The sequence below is a fragment of the Microbacterium sp. JZ101 genome (assembly GCF_053903175.1).
Genome location: NZ_CP096400.1, coordinates 517018 through 533670, shown reverse-complemented (window position 1 = coordinate 533670; position 16653 = coordinate 517018). Strand labels below are relative to the sequence as shown.

Sequence of the window (16653 nt, the reverse complement as noted above, 5' to 3'; positions counted from 1 at the left end):
TCTCGACGCTCACCGGAGCCGGGCGCGATGGCGGCGCACGGCGTCGCGGTTCGCGCAGCGGACGGAGCAGTAGCGCTGCCGGCCGTTCCGGGTGATGTCGACGACGACGTTGCGGCACGGATCGCCGGGCGCGCGGCCCGCGGCGCACCGCCCGAGCCGGGTCATCCCGCGGGTCGTCAGGTGCAGAGCGGTCCCGACGGAGATGACGGCGAGCAGCACGTGCGCGAGCGACTGGTCGTCGTCGCGGTAGTGGAGGTGCCATCCCTCGCCGTCATGGTCGGTCAGACGCGGGTACGCGGTCGCCTCCTTCATGAGCTCATTCAGCAGGCGGGCGCGCTCATCCGGCGAATCCGCGTCGACCACCGCGAGCCAGCGGTCGATCACCTCGCGCGTCGCGGCGTGGTCATCGGGGCGCTCGGGAAACGGCATCGTCATCCCGAAGTCGCGCGTGCGGCTCTCGATGCCCGCGCGATCGTGCGGCCATGCGTTCGCGAGCGACGCCGCGAGGAGCACCGCGTACTCGCCGTAAGGGTTGAGATGCATAAGAGCATTACATCACGCTGGTCGCATGACCTCCCCGCGCAGCCAGCACCTCGTCGACCTCGCGGCCGCGCGCACGTGCGAGCACGGATGGCGCACGGAGTCGCGCCATCCGACGTCCGAGGGCGTCGTCCTCTACGTCCGCTGCACGCGGTGCGGCGCCCGACGTGTCGACCTGCTCGCCCCGGGCGCCGTCATGCCGACCGCTCAGACCTCTTCGTCGCGGTCGACGTCGGTGTACTGACCGGGCTCCTCGATGACCCGGTCGGGCCGTCGCTCGCCGTCCGGCTCCTCGACGTCGGTGTACTCGCCCTCGTCCTCCTGGCGCTTGATCTCGTCTTCCCTGCCCATGGTGTCCTCCTCGTCGGGTCCTCTCCACCCTGCGGGAGGCGACCGGGCGACGTCATCCCCTTGCGCCGCGGGCCGTCTGGCGATAGCGCGACGGCGTCGCAGCGCATCCCGAGCTTGTCAACGCCCTCGCGCCATCCGCCGCTCCGCGCGAGGATCGCGACATGAGCGCAGAAGAGAAGAAGACGTCCGATTCCGACCTCGCGCGGGAGAACGCCGTGAGCGACCCCGACCGACTCCCCGACGAGGGCGCGCCCGGGCTCGGCTCGAGCGACGGCGAGGTGCCGCCCGATGCCATCCGCGGCCCCGGGCGCGACGATGCAGAGGACGATGACGACCGGGTGGAGGTCGAGGACCTCCCCTGACATCGGCGGCGGCGGGGGCCGTGTGAGGATCGAGGCATGGCGTCTCGACACGGCCCCCTCACCGCGACCCCCGACGGCCTCGCGATCGGCGACGTCGCCGCGTGGTGAGGACTACTCCTCCTCGCCCGGGATCTCCGCGTCGATGACGCCGATGCCGACCGCGTGGTGGCTCGGCTCCCCCTCATGCGGCTGAGGCGCCTTGGGCTCCTCACCCGGGTCCTTCTCCGTGCTGGGGTCGTCAAGGATGGTGTCGGCCGCCTCCTCGTCGACGCTCTCCTCGGGCTGGCTCTGGGCATCTGCCATGATGTGCTCCTCTCGATTCAGAGTTCGACGGCGCGGTTCTCGCCGACGTCGGGCTGCGTGCGCGTCACGACGGCCTTCGCGATCTTGAACGCCGACACGATGCCGGGCTCATCCGTCGCCCAGTACTCGGCGGACTCTGCGCGCACGCGGATGAGCGCGACGGTCGGATCCTCCCGCCCCTCGGGGAACCAGGCTTCGACCGCGGGGGTCCAGTACTCGTCCACCTTCGCCCGGTCGTGCACGACCTCCGCGATGCCGGCGACCGAGAGGTAGCCCTTGCCCGATTCGAATGCGACGTTCACGGCGGGGTGCACGGCGATGTCGCGCACCTTCTCGCTCGGGTCCTGGGTGAAGAACCAGAGGTCGCCGTCGAACTCGACGTCCTGCGCGGCGAGCGGGCGGCTGTGGAGCTGCCCCTCGGGACTGGTGGTCGTGAGCAGCCCGATCTTGGCGGACCTCACGATCCCGGCGATGCGGGCGAGGTCCTGGTCGGTCGCGTGCGGCGTCTCCTGCATGTGGTCCTCCGTCGTCTCGAGGTGGGATCACGTGCGACGCTACGCGCGCGGGTCGCCGGGCGCACTCGGTTGACAGGGTCACCGGGCTGTGGCATCGGGCCGGGCCGCGCCGAAGAGCGCCTGGTCGACGAGGCGAGGAACGATCTCCTCGTCCAGCGGCACCTTGAGCACGAGGAGCCGGTGATAGCACGCACCCCAGAGCTGGTCCACGATGACGTCGAGGGGCAGGACAAGCCGCACGCTGCTGCGCACAGCAGGAAGTCCATGAAGGTGGTCCTCTTCGAACCGAGGACATCACTGCTTAGGAACGCAACGCTCCTTCAGCCAGGCGATGACGCCAGGTTCGTCGACTTGCTTTGCCGCTACGGACAGAAGGAACTCCTCCGCGGCGTCCACGTCGGGGCCCTGCCACTCGTACCCGTGGATATCGAGGAAGACTGTCGCTGACAGGAAGCTAGTGCGCTTGTTGCCGTCTCGAAAGAACTGGGTTGTGGCGAACCCGTGCAGGTAGGCGCAAGCCTTCTCGAACACACCAGGGTAAAGATCCTGACCCAGGTAGGTCATGGCCGGCTTGTCGACGATGGACATGAAGCCGACTTCGTCGCGCACGCCAGCACCTGGGCCGCAGAAGGCGTAGTTGATCGTTCGGATGTCCTCCGCGCGGAGGTAGTAGAACCTCACGCGAGGCGGCGCATCAGCTCCTGGTTCTCGCCGGCGATCTTGCTAGCGAGCTGCAGGACAATCTCACGGTCCGCGTATGCGATCTCAGCCTGCTCACGGGACTCGTGCGCGTTGTGGAGGACTTCTCCCTTACCGCGTCCGATGACGACCATGCTCGCAACCTAACACTCGTGGAACTTCCCGTCGCGCCTAATACTACGCATTACGGGTCTGACTATCGATCCTCTCACGCGTGAGTTCCCTGGGGCGAACTCGACCGCGATTCGTTGAGCGGTTTCACGACTTACGATCAGCCGCATGTTGGCGCAGTTTGAGGTTCCGGATCTTTTCACGGTTGCGCTTGCTGATGCGGAGGACGTGGTCAACCTGGTCCGCTTGCTGCTCGAGTACCTGTGTTGGGAGCAACGCCGACCCTCGCAGCGTATACGCGAAGAGCCCGGCCCCGTGATCACGGGGTCGGGCTCTGACGTCTGGCGGAGACGGAGGGATTTGAACCCTCGGTCCCCTTAAAGGGGACTCCACCTTAGCAGGGTGGTGCACTAGGCCTGACTATGCGACGTCTCCAGGTGCCTGCACGCAGACACGTAGACCATCCTAACGGGTCCGAGGGGGTGCTGCGAACCGCGGCTCAGAGCACGCCCCGCCCATTCGAGCAGGTGACCTGGCTCGCATCCGACCCGCGCACGTTCGCCCCCAGCTCCCCGCTCGCCGGTGTGCCGGCGGGGGCGGGCGTCGGCGCGGCCGAAGGCGCCCCGGATGCGGGCGTCTCGCCCGGGTCCTGCGTGCCCTCGGGCGCGGGCGCCTCCTCGCCCTCGGCGAGGACGGCGCCGCCGCCCGTGTCGCCCGTGATCTCGAGCGGGACGTTCTGCGCGAGCGCCACCCAAAGGGCCTCTGCGGACGCCTCGTCGGGTGCGACGCGGTTGCTGTTGTAGAGGTCGTCGACGACCGGGTACTGGACGAAGGTGAAGTCGGAGAGCGGGACGTCCGCCGCGGCCATCCCGATCTGCGCGAGCTTCACGGGGTCGGTGAGGCTCGATGACGGACGCACGCTCTCCAGCGTCGTCCGCGCGAGCGACAGGACCCTCCCGGCGTCGCGCAGCACCGCGTCGCTCATGAGCGTGCGGACGAGCGCGGTCATGTACACCTGCTGGTTGCCGATGCGGCCGAGGTCGCTCCCGTCGCCGACGCCCTGGCGCGTGCGCAGGAACTCGAGCGCCTGCTGTCCGACGAGGGTGTGCTGACCGGGTGCGAGCGCCAGACCGGTGTTCTTCTCGTCGTAGATGCCCTTGCCGCCGACGCACACCTCGACGCCGCCGATCGCATTCGTGATCTCGATCACGCCGCCCCACGTGATCGACGCCGCGTAGTCGATCTGCAGCCCCGACAGCGCCGAGAGCGCGTTCGCGACGCACGGGATGTCGCCCCGCTGATAGAGCTCGTTGAGCTGGATGCGATCGACAGCGGGCGCGGTGCCGCCCTCAGGGAGAGAGCACTCGGGCGCGCTGAGCATGAGGTCGCGCGGGAAGCTGATGACGGTGACCCTGCGCGGCTCCGGCGAGATGTGCATCACCAGGTTGACGTCGTTGAGGGCGCTCGCGCGCGTGGTCTCGTCGTACGTCACGCGTGGGTCGCACCGCCCCGGGAAGAGATGCTTCGTCTCCTCCTCGCACGCGTCGAGCCCGGCGAAGAGGATGTTCACGCCCTCGTCGTCGAGTGCTCCGATGTCGGGCGGCGCCGATTCCTGTCCGTCGAGCACCACGGCGTCCTCGCTCCACGCCGAGGAGAAGTCCCACGCCGCGTAGGCGGCGACGCCCGCGCCGCTGACGAGCGCGACCGTGAGCGCGACGCCGAGCACTCGGACGAGCTGCCGCATCGGCCCTGGCGTCCGCAGCAGCCCGTGCTGCGCGATCGTGCCCCGCCGCTGCGCCATCCGCGTCTCCGGCTCAGCCGACGCCGTTGGAGCAGGTGACCTGGCTCGCGTCGGAGCCGTGCACGTTGGCGCTCAGCTCGCCACTCGCCGGGGTGTCGGTCGGGGCCGGCGTCTCCGTCATCGAGGGCGTCTCGGGCGTCGTGGTCTCCACGGGCGCCTGCGTGTCCTCGGGAGCGGGGGTCTCCGCTCCCTCCTCGCCCTCCGCGAGGATGGCGCCGCCGCCGGTGTCGCCCGTGATCTGCAGCGGGACGTTCTGCTCGAGGGCGGCCCACAGCGCCTCGGCCGAGGCGTAGTCCGGAGCGACGCGGTTGCTGTCGTACGGGTCGTCGACGACCGGGTACTGCACGAACGTGAAGTCCTGCAGAGGCACGTCCTTCGCGGCCATCGCGATCTGCACGAGCGTGACCGGGTTCGTCAGGCTCGACGACGGGTCGACGTTCTCGAGCGTCGTGCGCGCGAGCGTGAGCAGCGTGCTGGGATTGGACAGCACCTCCTCGCTCGTGAGCTTGCGCGCGAGCGCCGACATGTACACCTGCTGGTTGCTGATGCGGTTGAGGTCGCTGCCGCCCACGCCGTAGCGCGTGCGGAGGAACTGCAGTGCCTCGACGCCCGCGAGCGTGTACTTCTCCGACGGCGGAATCGCGAGGCCCGTGTGCTCGTCGTAGATGCCCTCTCCGCCGACGCACACGTCGACGCCGCCGATCGCGTTCGTGATCTCGATCACGCCACCCCACGTCACGGTCGCGCCGTAGTCGATCGTCTGGCCCGACAGCTCCTCGATGGTCTTCACGATGCAGCCGAGGTCGCCGCGGTAGTACGCCTCGTTGAGCTGTGTGCGCGAGAGCGCGGAGGCGACATCGCCCTGCGGGTCGGTGCACTCCGGCCCCTCGACCATGAGGTCGCGGGGGAAGCTCACGACCGTCACGCGACGCGGCTCGGGCGAGATGTGCACGAGCATGTTGACGTCGTTCAGAACAGCCTCGCGCGACTCGGGGTCGTAGGCCGCGTCGTCGGGGCAGCGCCCGCCGAAGTACTGCTTGTACTCCTCCTCGCACGCGTCGAGGCCCGCGAAGAGGATGTTCACGCCCTTGTTGTCGAGCTCGCCGATGTCCGGCGGGGCGGCCTCCTGCCCCTCGAGCACGACCGCGTCCGCGCTGAAGGTCGCGCCGAAGTCGTACGCGGCGTAGCCGACCACGCCGAACGCGCTCACGATCACGACGGCGAGGGCGACGCCGAGCACGCGCAGCAGCTGCTGCACCGGTCCGGGCGAGGAGAGCTGCCCGTGGCGGGCGATCGTGCGCCGCACGGCGTGCTTCGGGGTCTCGCTCACTCGAGTCCTCTCGGGCTGGGACGAACGGTGCTCCGACCTCGGGGCGCGCGCCCCGCTCTGCGGAGGGTGTGGGATTCGAACCCACGGGACATTGCTGCCCACCGGTTTTCAAGACCGGATCCTTCGGCCGCTCGGACAACCCTCCGTGCCCCCGCTCGCGCGCGGACTGGCGTCGAGTCTAGTCGACCGGCCTTCCCGCTATTGTCGACGCGGTCCCTGGGCGAGCCCTGTCAGCGCCTCACGCGATCGTGGACGTCGCGGCGCCCAGCTCCGAGAGCGCGGCGGCCACTCCCCCGCCCTCGACGGGCAGCGTCAGCTGCGTCGCGCACTCCTGCACCTCGTCCGGCGCCTGGCCCATCGCGATGCCGCGACCGCCGCCCTCGTGCGCCCAGGTGAGCATCTCGATGTCGTTGCGGCCGTCGCCCATCGCGACGACGCGCGAGGGGTCGACCTCGAGCCACTCGCGCACCTTCTCGAGCGCTGTCGCCTTGTTGACGCCCTGCGGGGCGATGTCGAGCCACGCGGACCAGCCGACCGAGTAGGTCACCTGCTGCAGCCCCATCCGCTCGACGAACGCGTTGAACTCGTCGCCGTCGTGCTCGGGAGAGACGACGACCACGCGGGTCACCTGCAGGCCGAGCATCTCGTCGAACGCGACGTGGCGCGCGCCGGGACGGTTGAGGTCCCAGTCGTCCATGTACTCCGTGAAGAGGCGCGTGCCGTCGGCGAGCTCGACCATGTAGTTCGCGCCGGGGAGGTGCTCGCGGATGAACCGCAGCGCCTCGGTCGCATCGAACGTCTCGATCGTGTGGCGGATGTACCCGGTCGGGTCATCGGGGTCGCGCGACATGATCGTCGCCCCGTTCGCGCACACGACGTACGGCGGCAGGATGCCGAGATGCGTCATCACGGGATGGGTCGACTCCCAGCTGCGCCCGGTCGCGAGCGTCACGAGGTGCCCGCGCTCGGCGGCCTCGGCGACCGCCTCCTCGACGCCGGGGCTGTACGAGCCGTCCTCGAGCAGCACCGTTCCGTCGATGTCGAGCGCGATGAAGAGGCGCTCCTCCTCGGGCGCGGGGATCGTCACGCGATCGGCTCCATGACCTCGAGGCCGCCGAGGTAGGGGCGCAGCGGCTCGGGCACGACGACCGAGCCGTCCGCGCGCTGGTGCGTCTCGAGCAGCGCGACGATCCAGCGGGTCGTCGCGAGCGTGCCGTTCAGCGTCGCGACGTGCTGCGTGCGGCCGCCCTCGGGGCGGTGGCGGATGTCGAGACGGCGCGCCTGATAGGTCGTGCAGTTCGACGTCGACGTCAGCTCGCGGTACGCGCCCTGCGTCGGCACCCAGGCCTCGGTGTCGAACTTGCGCGCGGCGCTCGAGCCGAGGTCGCCCGCTGCCACGTCGATGACGCGGTACGCGAGGCCGAGCGAGGTGAGCATCTGCTCCTCGAGCGCGAGCAGGCGCTCGTGCTCGGCCTCCGCGTCCTCGGGCGCCGTGTAGACGAACATCTCGAGCTTGTTGAACTGGTGGACGCGGATGATCCCGCGGGTGTCCTTGCCGTGCGAGCCCGCCTCGCGGCGGTAGCACGTGGACCATCCGGCGTAGCGGATCGGACCGCCCTGCAGGTCGAGGATCTCGTCCTTGTGGTATCCGGCGAGCGCGACCTCGCTCGTGCCCACGAGGTAGAGGTCGTCCTCCTCGAGACGGTAGATCTCGTCGGCGTGGGCGCCGAGGAAGCCCGTGCCCGCCATGATGTCGGGCCGCACGAGGGTCGGCGTGATCATCGGCGTGAACCCGTGCTCGAGGGCGGTGTTCAGCGCGTAGTTCATGAGCGCCAGCTCGAGGCGCGCGCCGATGCCCGTGAGGAAGTAGAAGCGCGCACCCGAGACCTTCGCGCCGCGCTCCATGTCGATCGCGCCGAGCTTCTCGCCGAGCGCCAGGTGATCGAGCGGCTCGAAGTCGAACGCGGGGATCTCGCCCACGCGGCGCAGCTCGACGAAGTCGTCCTCGCCGCCTTCCGGCACGCCCTCGATGACGACGTTCTGGATCGCGTCCATCGCCGAGCGGAACGCGGCCTCGGCGTCGTTCGCGGCGGCCTGGGCGGCCTTCACACGGTCCGCGAGCTCCTTGGCCTGCGCCACGAGCGCGGCCTTCTCGTCCTTGGGGGCCTTCGCGACGGTCTTGCCGAACGCGTTCTGCTCGGCGCGCAGCTCCTCGAACGCGGTGATCGCCGCACGGCGCGCCGCGTCGGCGGCGAGGGCCGCGTCGACCGTGTCGGGCGAACTGCCGCGCGCGACCTGAGAACGCTTGATGAGCTCGGGGTCTTCGCGGAGGAGTACGGGGTCGATCACCCTACGAGTCTAGGCGCGGGGCGCGCCCGGGCTCGCCGCCGCGACGGAGGTGCCGTCGTCCCTATCCTGAGAAGCATGCGCGACCCGCTCGACTCCGTGGCCTGGCCCGTCCGCACCGAGCGGCTGATCGTGCGCAGAGCGGCCGAGGCCGACGTCGATGCGCTCTGGCGCCACCGCCGCCTACCGGAGGTCTCGCAATGGATCACGACCGGCCCCGAGACGCTCGACGACTTCCGCACGATCATGACGGACCCTGAGAAGCTCGCGGTCACGCTCATCATCGAGCGGGCGGACGACGGAGAGGTCGTCGGAGACCTGATGCTCCGAGTCGAGGACGCCTGGTCTCAGCGCGAGCTCACCGCTCCCGCGCGCGGAGCGCAGGCCTCGCTCGGCTGGACGCTGCATCCCGCGCACGGCGGGCAAGGCTATGCGACGGAGGCGGTGCGAGCGGCGATCGATCTCTGCTTCGGCCCGATTGGCGTACGCCGCGTGCTCGCCGCGTGCTTCGCCGACAACGAGCCCTCGTGGCGTCTCATGGAGCGCATCGGCATGCGGCGCGAAGAGCACAGTCTGAAAAGCAGCCTGCACCGGTCCGGCGAGTGGCTCGACGGCTTCACCTACGCCCTGCTCGCTGAGGAGTGGCCGACCGTCCGGCCCCCGGTGCAGAGCGCGCCTTAGAGTGTGACCATGACCGCCCCCGCCGCCTCCGCGCAGCGGGCCGCGCTGGTCTACAACCCGGTCAAGGTCGCCTCGTCCGACGCCCTCCGGTCGGCGGTCGCGCTCGTCTCCCACGAGGCGGGATGGCTGCCGCCGCTCATCTTCGAGACGACGATCGAGGATCCGGGGCAGGAGGCGACGCGACGGGCGCTCGGGGAGGGCGTCTCGGCCGTGCTCGTCGCGGGCGGCGACGGCACGGTGCGCGCGGTCGCCGAGGCGATGAACGGGACGGGCGTGCGGCTCGCGATCGTCCCGAGCGGCACGGGCAACCTCCTCGCGCGCAACCTCCGTCTCCCCCTCACCGACCCGGCGGAGATGGTGCGGGCCGCGATCGACGGCGACACGGTCGCGATCGACCTGGGCATCGCGCGGCTGCGCCGCCCCGACGGCGCCGTCGAGGACCACGCCTTCGTCGTGATGGCGGGCATCGGCCTCGACGCGGCGATGATCGCCAACACGAACGCGAAGCTGAAGAAGCAGGTCGGCTGGGTCGCCTACGTCGACGGCGCCGCGCGGTCCCTCCCGGGCGCCGAGCCGTTCCGCGTCGTGTACCAGCTCGACGGCGGCCGCCTCCACGCGGCCAAGGTGCAGAGCGTCCTCTTCGCGAACTGCGGCGCGCTCCCGGCCGGCATCGAGCTCATCCCCGGCGCCTCGGTCGCCGACGGCCAGCTCGACATCGCGATCATCCAGCCATCCGGCCCCTTCGGATGGCTCGGGGTCTTCCGCAAGGTGTGGTGGGACAACTCCGTCCTGCGGCGCTCTCGGCTCGGCCGCCGCGTCGTCGAGCGGCGCAGGGACACGTCGGTGCGGTTCCTGCGCGGCGAGGGGATCGAGACCGCGTCGGTCGACGTGCAGCCGGTCGAGCTCGACGGCGACGAGTTCGGCGAGGCGACCCGCGTCTACTGCCGCATCGAGAAGGGCGCCCTGCTCATGGCCGTGCCGAAGGGGCACCCGACCGACCGGCTCTGACCGGTCACTGCAGCGCCGACGTGAGCCGCGCGAGGTTGTCGAGCACCCGGCTCCCGAACGGCCGGCGCACCCAGTCCACGAGCGAGAGCCGCGTGCTGCGGTCGCGGTAGTCGTCCTCCACGCGGCGCAGCTGCTGCACGAACTCCTCGCCGCGCACGAGCAGCGAGACCTCGAAGTTGAGGCCGAACGAGCGCATGTCCATGTTGCTCGATCCGATGACGGCGACCTCGTCGTCGATCGAGAGCGTCTTCGTGTGCAGGATGTACGGCGGCGGGAAGAGGTAGATCCGCACGCCGGCCCGCAGGAGCGCCTCGTAGTAGCTCCGCTGCGCGTGGAACACCATCGCCTGGTCGCTGATCTCCGACACGAAGAGCTCGACCCGCACGCCCCGCGAGACCGCCGCGCTGACGGCGAGCATGAGCGCCTCGTCGGGGACGAAGTACGGGCTGATCATGATGATCTTCTCCTGCGCCGCGTACATGAGCCCGAGGAACAGGCGCAGGTTGTTCTCGACCTCGAACCCGGGTCCCGACGGCACCACCTGGCAGTCGAGGTCGCCCGACCCGGCGTCCATCTCGCGCAGGTCGACGCCCGCCGGCGTCTCGCCGGTCTCGCTGTAGTAGTCGCTCAGGAAGACCGCGTCGACGCTCGAGACGACGGGCCCGTCGAGCCGCACCATGAGGTCGACCCACTGCAGGCCGCGCTTGATGTTCGCGCGCACGTTGTAGCTCGCGTCCGTGACGTTCTGGGAGCCGAGGTACGCGACCTCGCCGTCGACGATGAGCAGCTTGCGGTGGTTGCGCAGGTCGGGGCGCTGCCAGCGGCCGTGAAGCGGCCGCAGCGGAAGGAGATAGTGCCAGTCCGCGCCCATCCGCTCGAGGCGATCGCGCGTCTTGCGATGCAGCGGCTTGGAGAGGTTCGCCCAGTGGTCCATGAGCACGCGCACGGGGATGCCGCGCGCGCACGCCTCCTCGAGCGCGCGGAAGAAGTTCTCCGTCGACCGGTCGGACTTGAGGATGTAGAACTCGACGTGCACGTAGCGCCGGGCGGAGCGGATGGCCTCGGCCATCTCGTCGAGGCTCTCCTGGTATCCCGTGACGAGGCGCACGCCGTTGTCGCCCGAGAGCGGAAGGGCGCCGAGCTCGCGGTTCATCCGGACGAGGGAGGTGAACCACTCCGGCTCGTGCGGCCGCAGCGTCCCGCGCTCGAGGTGCTCGTTCGCCTCGCGCAGCACGGCGTTGATCTCGGTCTGCATCCTGCGGCGCTTGCGCGGCAGACGCGGGTTGCCGATGAGGAGGAAGAGAAGCATGCCCGGGATCGGCAGGAGGAAGATCGCGAGCAGCCACGCCATCGCCGAGGTCGGCTTGCGGTTGCCGGGCACGACGACGAGCGCGAGGATGCGGACGATGATGTCGACGACCGTGTAGACACCGAACCAGAACGCGGAATTCGCCCACCAGTCCATCGGCATCCTCCTCGTCCCCGCCAGCCTAGCGAAGCGGGGACCGAGGCCCCGCGCCGCGCCGACTCAGCGCGCCGGGTCGGCTTCCTCGGGGAGCACGTCGACGGGGATGACCTGCACGTCGCGGATCTTCCAGTCGAGCGCCGCCACGGCCTGCGACGCGCGCACGAGCCGGTCGACGGCGACCCGGCCGCGACGCGGGATGACGAAGGCCTCGATGTGGAGGACCTGCCCCTGGTCGCGCACGCGCACGGCGGCGTCCTCGATCCAGCGCAGGGAGCGCAGCCGCGTCACGGCCGCGGCCGCGAGCGGATGCGGGGCCGCGTCGTCGTAGGTGAGCGCGCGGCGGTCCATGAGGTCGACGACCGCGGAGCGGGTGTTGCGCACGCCGTCCCACACGATGCCGACGGAGATGAAGAGGGCCGCGGCGCCGTCCAGCCACCAGATGCCGATGCCGACGCCGAGCACGCCGACGATCGACGCCGCGTTCGTGTGCCAGTCGGCCTTCGCCATGTCGGCGTCGGCGTACAGCAGCTTGTTGTGGAGCACGGGCGCGAGGCGCGCCTTGGCCGGGCCGTAGAGGAAGACCGGGCCGACGACGATGACGACCATCACGGCCACCATGAGCCAGCCGAGCCAGACGGTGTGGCCGAAGAGCCGCACCGTGCCGATGGTCGGATGCTCCTGAGAGACGAGCCCGACGACGGCCTCGACCGCGAGGTTCAAGCCGACGGTGAGCAGGGCGACGCCCGCCACGAGGTGGCCCACGCCCATCGCCCGGTGCTTGCCGAAGGGGTACCGGCGCGAGGGCGCGCTGCGCACGAACGGCAGGGCGACGAGGAAGGCGAGCTGCGGGATGAGGGAGAGCATGTCCTCGATCCACGCGGTCCGCATGGCCTGCGAGTTGCCGACCACGAGGGCGACGAGGGCGATCGTGACCGTCGTGTAGCAGATCGTGAAGATCTCCCAGCGGACGGCGCTGCGCAGCGCGCCGCGCTGCTCATCCGGCAGGTCGGCGCGGCCGAAGCGCCGCCAGGTCTCGCTCATCCGCCGACCTCCTCGTCGAGGTGGCTCTCGAGCGCCGACAGGAGCCGGTTCTCGCCGAGCGGGACGAGCATGACGATCGACCGCCCCTCGGCGCCCGGCACGCCGGGGTAGCCGCGCGTGACGCCGACGCGGTCGACCCACGGCGTCTGATCGGTGAAGCCGCCGACCGCGAGGTCGATCCTCCCGCGCTCGAGCAGGCCCACGAGCGACTCCTCGCTCGCCCATGTCCACTCCACGCGCGCCCCGACCTCGTCGGCGAACCCCTCCGCGAGGTCGGCGAGGGGCCCTTCCGCCGCGCCGCCCGGCCCCTCCTCGACGAGGCCCTCCTCGGCCGTCGCCCCGACCTCGAGCACGCCGTCCGCGATCACGCGGTCGAGCGTGCCGTCGGGGTCCTCCGGAACGCGCAGGCCGCACCCGGGCGCCGCGAGGAGAGCGCCGATGGCGAGCGCCGCGCACAGCGCGCGAGCCGCCGCCCGCGTGCGGCGGACGGCGGCTCGCGCGTGCCTGGACATCAGACCCGGTTGCGCGCGTCCCGCCCGAGGAAGACGCCGAGCGCGATCATCGCCACCGCGAGGACGAGGTGGAGCCAGTTGTCCGCTGCGTTGAGGGGGACGAAGTTCGCCGCGTGGTCGTGCGGCACGACGAGGCCGTACACCCAGAGCACCGCGTACAGCGCGCCGCCCACGATGAGGTACCCCTTCGACCCCGGCGCCGACCCGGCGAGCGCGAGCCCGGCGACGCCGAACATGACGTGGACGAGGTTGTGCAGGACCGACACCTGGAAGATCCCCAGCAGCATCGCGCCGGACGTATGCGTGGCGAACTCGAGCTGGTCGGTCCCCGTCGTGATCCCGGGGATGAACCCGGCGATGCCGACGAGCAGGAACACGATGCCGAACACGAGCGCGGCCTTCTGGATGGCCGTGCCGGCGTATCGGACCCTGTTCACGGTTCTGTCGCTCATTCTTGTGTCTCCTCTGCTGCTGTGATTGCCGTTCCCCCAGGCAACCGCGCGCGGCGCACCCGCGGCAGGGGGTTGACACCGCGCCGCCGCGTCAGAGTCCGCGCATCGTGAAGGCCGCGCTGAGCGCTCCGCGGAAGGGCGCGGATGAGAGCGCGCGCACGGCGACGTCGCGCACCGCGAGCGCCGCGCCGGCGCGGGGCGCGCCCATCGCCATGTTGAAGCGGGCTCGGCGCATCGCGCGGCGCGCGGCGGCCCTGCGCTCCTCCGCCCAGCCCGCCCAGGGCTCCTCCCCCTCGGCTCCCCGCGCGCGGGCCGCGGCGAAGGCCTCGGCGAACGCGAGCGCGTCGAGCCATCCGAGATTCATCCCCTGCCCGCCGATCGGGCTGATCTCGTGCGCCGCATCGCCCACGAGCGCGATCCGTTCCCGCGCGAACGCGCGCGCCATCCGCTGCCGCGCGGCGAATCGGCTCGGCTCCTCCAGCCCCTCGAGGTCGACGCCCACGCGCTCGCGCACGAGAGCCGCGAAGCCCGCCGCCGTCTCCGGTCCCGCGCTGTCGTCGACGCGCACGACCCATCGGCGTCGGCCGCCCGGGAGCGGGAACGACTCCACGACGCCGTCGCGCTCGAGGTGGAGGAGCGCCGTCTCGGGCCGCCCCGTCGTGTCGTCGGCATCGGCCATGACCCACCGCGTGTCGGGATCGCGGCGCTCCCACCCGATCCCCGCGGCCGTGCGGACCGCGCTGCGCGTGCCGTCCGCGCCGACGACGGCGCGGGCGCGCACGATGCCGTCATCCGTCCGCAGCTCGACGCCGCCCGCGACGGAGCGCAGGTCCCGCACGCTCTCGCCGCGACGGAGCGCGCCGGGGTCGAGCGCGCGCAGGCGCTGCACGAGGAGGGCCTCCGTGCGGTGCTGAGGGAGGGTGCGAACGGGCTCGTCGAACGCGAGCGCGCCGAGCATCCGGCCGTCGCGGAGCGCCTCGCCGCCGCGCACGAGCGCCGCCTCGCCGCGGACGCGGTCGCCGACGCCCCCCGCGTCGAGCGCCGCGAGCCCGGGCGGATGGATGCCGATCGCGCGCGTGCTGACGGATGGCGCCTGCGCCCGCTCGAGGACGACGACGTCGGCGCCGCCCTGCGCGAGCAGCGCGGCGACGAGCAGGCCCACCGGCCCCGCGCCGACGATCGCGGCGTCGTGCACGCGCGTCATGCCTCGCGCACCGCCTCGACGCGCGCGGGCCATCCCCTCTCCACTCGCCAGCCCGTCGGGACGAGCTGCGCGAGCTCGCGCGCCGTCCGGCTGCGGCGGATCGACGTGAGACCGTCCTCGCGCAGGAACGTGCCCCGCAGGACGAACGGCACGAAGGGCAGCGTCCCGATCCAGAACGCGAGGTACGCACCCCACGAGCGCTCGATGTCGCGGTGGACGGCGACGCCGCCCGGTCGCAGCAGCTGCGCGGACTCCTCGAGGAGGGCGGTGACCTCCGCGTCGGAGAGGTGGTGGAGCACGTGGTTGGACACGACCACGTCGAAGCGCTCACCGGTCGCGATCACGGCCGCCGCATCCATCTGCCGCACCCGCAGCCCGCGCCCCCGAGGACCACGCGCCGCGAACGCGAACGCGCGCGGGTCGGGGTCGATCGCGAGCACGTCGAGCCGGCCGCGCTCGCGGCGCGCCCATCGGCACACCGCGCGAGGGAAGTCGGCCCCGCCCGTGCCGATGTCGAGGAGGCGCACGTCTCCCTGCCGCAGGCGCGGCGCGATCCAGCGGCGGTACGTCGCTCGCGGCGACGCGACGACCGCGTTGACGAGGCCGAAGCGCGCGTAGGTCCGCGCGAGCCGCTCCGGGTCGCAGTGCGGGTCGTCCATCCGCTCGGTCGCGACGGCGTCGCGCACGGCGAGCCGCCCCGGCATCACGAGCCCCGCAGGGTGAGCAGCGCCGACTCGACCGTGAGGCCGGGGCCGAACGCCATCGCGACGACGCGCTCGCCGGCCGATGCGGCAGGCGAGTCGAGGATGTGCCGGAGCACGAAGAGCACGGTGGCGCTCGACATGTTGCCGAAGTCGCGCAGCGTGGCGCGCGCGGGCAGCAGCTGCGCTTCGCTCAGCTCGAGCGCCGACTCCACCTTGTCGAGGATGCTCCGGCCGCCGGGATGGATGGCCCAGTGCGGGATGGCCTCGCCCGCGCGCCGCTCGTCGAGAGCGCGCTCGAGACGGGGCTCGGGCGCGAAGAGCGGACGGACGGCTCCCGTCACGTGCTGCCCGAGGATCGCGGGGACCGCGTTGGAGAGGACCATCTCGAAGCCGTGGTCGCCGATGCGCCACGCCATGTCGCTCTCGCCCTCGGGCGCGACGCGCGACGCGAAGCGCTCGAGCTCGAAGCCGGGCTCGTGGGCAGACACGGGGCGGGAGGTGACGAGCGCCGCCCCGGCTCCGTCGCCGAAGAGCGACGTCGCGACGATCGTGTCGGGGTCGTTCGAGGTCCGCAGGTGCAGCGTGCACAGCTCGACGCTGATCACGAGGACGACGGCGTCGGGGTCGGCCTGCGCGAGCTGGCTCGCGAGCCGCAGCGCGGGGAGGGACGCGTAGCAGCCCATGAAGCCGAGATGGAAGCGCTGGACGTCGGCCGGGAGGCCCAGGTCGCGCGCCACGACGAAGTCGGGCCCGGGCGCGTAGAACCCCGTGCACGACACCGTGATGACGTGGGTGACATCGTCCGCCGAGAAGTCCTCCTGCTGCGCGAGCGCGGCGCGGCCGGCCTCGACGTAGAGGCGGCTCGCCTCGACCGCGTAGATGTCGTTGCGCAGCTTCGTGCCGGGAGAGGCGAGCTCGTTCGTCGTGGGGTCGTAGAAGCGGCGCTCCGCACCCGGCTCGGCGGTGCGGTCGCCGAGCTCGGTGAGCACGGTGTAGCGGCGTTCGATGCCCGAGACGCCGAACGACGTGCTGACGATCCGCTGCGAGAGGCGGGTGAGCCCCGGCTGCGCCGCGAACACCTCCCTCACCTCGTCCTGATGGAGCACGGTCGGCGGCACGACGGTCGCGAGGCCGGTCAGTGTGACGGTCATGGCGCGACAGTATCCGCGGCCGCGGGCCCGCGACAGGGGGTTGCGCGCGGGCGGCGCGGGATGCTCGTCGCGAG

At 71.4% G+C, this 16653-nt stretch carries 22 protein-coding genes and 2 tRNA genes; 4 read left to right on the top strand and 20 right to left on the bottom strand.

What is annotated here, in order from left to right:
* Nucleotides 1–9: 9 nt before the first annotated feature.
* Nucleotides 10–543 carry a CGNR zinc finger domain-containing protein gene (locus M1D56_RS02420; protein ID WP_456284569.1) on the bottom strand — a complete coding sequence of 178 codons (534 nt, stop codon included), beginning with the start codon at nucleotides 541–543 and terminating at the stop codon, nucleotides 10–12.
* 25 nt (nucleotides 544–568) lie between these two features.
* Between M1D56_RS02420 and M1D56_RS02415 the strand changes: the two genes are divergently transcribed.
* Nucleotides 569–784: a hypothetical protein gene (locus M1D56_RS02415; protein ID WP_456284567.1), complete on the top strand. Its 216-nt coding sequence runs from the start codon at nucleotides 569–571 to the stop codon at nucleotides 782–784.
* On the opposite strand, the gene M1D56_RS02410 is transcribed toward M1D56_RS02415, so the two are convergent.
* Nucleotides 748–891: a hypothetical protein gene (locus M1D56_RS02410; RefSeq protein WP_271174679.1), complete on the bottom strand. Its 144-nt coding sequence runs from the start codon at nucleotides 889–891 to the stop codon at nucleotides 748–750. The two genes, M1D56_RS02415 and M1D56_RS02410, sit on opposite strands and share 37 nt — an antisense overlap.
* Before the next feature lie 161 nt (nucleotides 892–1052).
* Between M1D56_RS02410 and M1D56_RS02405 the strand changes: the two genes are divergently transcribed.
* Nucleotides 1053–1253 carry a hypothetical protein gene (locus M1D56_RS02405; protein ID WP_282980453.1) on the top strand — a complete coding sequence of 67 codons (201 nt, stop codon included), beginning with the start codon at nucleotides 1053–1055 and terminating at the stop codon, nucleotides 1251–1253.
* A gap of 111 nt (nucleotides 1254–1364) precedes the next feature.
* On the opposite strand, the gene M1D56_RS02400 is transcribed toward M1D56_RS02405, so the two are convergent.
* The 11 genes from M1D56_RS02400 to serS all read right to left on the bottom strand — a co-directional run bounded on the left by M1D56_RS02400 (nucleotide 1365) and on the right by serS (nucleotide 8361).
* Nucleotides 1365–1556 (bottom strand): hypothetical protein, encoded by a 192-nt coding sequence (locus M1D56_RS02400; protein WP_456284566.1) that lies wholly within the window; start codon nucleotides 1554–1556, stop codon nucleotides 1365–1367.
* 17 nt (nucleotides 1557–1573) lie between these two features.
* Nucleotides 1574–2071 carry a pyridoxamine 5'-phosphate oxidase family protein gene (locus tag M1D56_RS02395; RefSeq protein WP_456284565.1) on the bottom strand — a complete coding sequence of 166 codons (498 nt, stop codon included), beginning with the start codon at nucleotides 2069–2071 and terminating at the stop codon, nucleotides 1574–1576.
* 78 nt (nucleotides 2072–2149) lie between these two features.
* Entirely contained in the window at nucleotides 2150–2323 is a 174-nt protein-coding gene (locus M1D56_RS02390) for a hypothetical protein (protein WP_456284564.1), read from the bottom strand.
* A gap of 42 nt (nucleotides 2324–2365) precedes the next feature.
* The gene (locus M1D56_RS02385) at nucleotides 2366–2752 is read right to left on the bottom strand and encodes a type II toxin-antitoxin system death-on-curing family toxin (RefSeq protein WP_456284563.1); all 387 of its coding nucleotides are present in this window, start codon (nucleotides 2750–2752) and stop codon (nucleotides 2366–2368) included.
* Nucleotides 2749–2904, bottom strand: a complete 156-nt coding sequence (locus tag M1D56_RS02380; RefSeq protein ID WP_456284562.1) for a hypothetical protein — start codon at nucleotides 2902–2904, stop codon at nucleotides 2749–2751. The genes M1D56_RS02385 and M1D56_RS02380 overlap by 4 nt, the downstream gene beginning before the upstream one ends.
* Nucleotides 2905–3223: 319 nt before the next feature.
* Nucleotides 3224–3316: transfer RNA gene (locus M1D56_RS02375), tRNA-Ser, on the bottom strand.
* A 64-nt stretch (nucleotides 3317–3380) separates the two neighbouring features.
* The gene (locus M1D56_RS02370; RefSeq protein WP_282980449.1) at nucleotides 3381–4682 is read right to left on the bottom strand and encodes an LCP family protein; all 1302 of its coding nucleotides are present in this window, start codon (nucleotides 4680–4682) and stop codon (nucleotides 3381–3383) included.
* 13 nt (nucleotides 4683–4695) lie between these two features.
* On the bottom strand, nucleotides 4696–6012 hold the full coding sequence (locus tag M1D56_RS02365) for an LCP family protein (protein WP_282980447.1): 1317 nt from the start codon (nucleotides 6010–6012) through the stop codon (nucleotides 4696–4698).
* A gap of 60 nt (nucleotides 6013–6072) precedes the next feature.
* A tRNA-Ser gene (locus M1D56_RS02360) sits at nucleotides 6073–6157 on the bottom strand.
* Between the two features lie 93 nt (nucleotides 6158–6250).
* A complete protein-coding gene (locus M1D56_RS02355; RefSeq protein ID WP_271174672.1) occupies nucleotides 6251–7099 on the bottom strand; it encodes an HAD family hydrolase in 849 nt (282 codons plus the stop codon).
* Nucleotides 7096–8361: a serine--tRNA ligase gene (gene serS, locus M1D56_RS02350; protein WP_271174671.1), complete on the bottom strand. Its 1266-nt coding sequence runs from the start codon at nucleotides 8359–8361 to the stop codon at nucleotides 7096–7098. The genes M1D56_RS02355 and serS overlap by 4 nt, the downstream gene beginning before the upstream one ends.
* A 75-nt stretch (nucleotides 8362–8436) precedes the next feature.
* On the opposite strand from serS, the gene M1D56_RS02345 reads away from it, so the two are divergent.
* Together M1D56_RS02345 and M1D56_RS02340 are read left to right on the top strand one after the other, a co-directional pair.
* Nucleotides 8437–9039 (top strand): GNAT family N-acetyltransferase, encoded by a 603-nt coding sequence (locus M1D56_RS02345; protein ID WP_456284561.1) that lies wholly within the window; start codon nucleotides 8437–8439, stop codon nucleotides 9037–9039.
* Nucleotides 9040–9048: 9 nt separating this feature from the next.
* Complete coding sequence (locus M1D56_RS02340; protein WP_456284560.1) at nucleotides 9049–10047, top strand: diacylglycerol/lipid kinase family protein; 999 nt, start codon at nucleotides 9049–9051, stop codon at nucleotides 10045–10047.
* Between the two features lie 4 nt (nucleotides 10048–10051).
* On the opposite strand, the gene cls is transcribed toward M1D56_RS02340, so the two are convergent.
* The 7 genes from cls to M1D56_RS02305 form a co-directional block, all read right to left on the bottom strand.
* Nucleotides 10052–11512, bottom strand: coding sequence for a cardiolipin synthase (gene cls / locus M1D56_RS02335; RefSeq protein ID WP_456284559.1), 1461 nt, complete (start codon nucleotides 11510–11512; stop codon nucleotides 10052–10054).
* A gap of 63 nt (nucleotides 11513–11575) precedes the next feature.
* Nucleotides 11576–12556, bottom strand: a complete 981-nt coding sequence (locus M1D56_RS02330; RefSeq protein ID WP_421076185.1) for a cation transporter — start codon at nucleotides 12554–12556, stop codon at nucleotides 11576–11578.
* Complete coding sequence (locus M1D56_RS02325; protein WP_456284558.1) at nucleotides 12553–13068, bottom strand: hypothetical protein; 516 nt, start codon at nucleotides 13066–13068, stop codon at nucleotides 12553–12555. The genes M1D56_RS02330 and M1D56_RS02325 overlap by 4 nt, the downstream gene beginning before the upstream one ends.
* On the bottom strand, nucleotides 13068–13520 hold the full coding sequence (locus tag M1D56_RS02320) for a DUF4383 domain-containing protein (protein ID WP_282980438.1): 453 nt from the start codon (nucleotides 13518–13520) through the stop codon (nucleotides 13068–13070). Before M1D56_RS02320 ends, M1D56_RS02325 begins: the two co-directional genes overlap by 1 nt.
* A gap of 91 nt (nucleotides 13521–13611) precedes the next feature.
* A complete protein-coding gene (locus tag M1D56_RS02315) occupies nucleotides 13612–14724 on the bottom strand; it encodes an FAD-dependent oxidoreductase (RefSeq protein WP_456284557.1) in 1113 nt (370 codons plus the stop codon).
* Nucleotides 14721–15428 (bottom strand): methyltransferase domain-containing protein, encoded by a 708-nt coding sequence (locus M1D56_RS02310; protein WP_456284556.1) that lies wholly within the window; start codon nucleotides 15426–15428, stop codon nucleotides 14721–14723. The genes M1D56_RS02315 and M1D56_RS02310 overlap by 4 nt, the downstream gene beginning before the upstream one ends.
* Nucleotides 15428–16579, bottom strand: a complete 1152-nt coding sequence (locus M1D56_RS02305; protein ID WP_282980436.1) for a type III polyketide synthase — start codon at nucleotides 16577–16579, stop codon at nucleotides 15428–15430. The genes M1D56_RS02310 and M1D56_RS02305 overlap by 1 nt, the downstream gene beginning before the upstream one ends.
* Nucleotides 16580–16653: the final 74 nt, after the last annotated feature.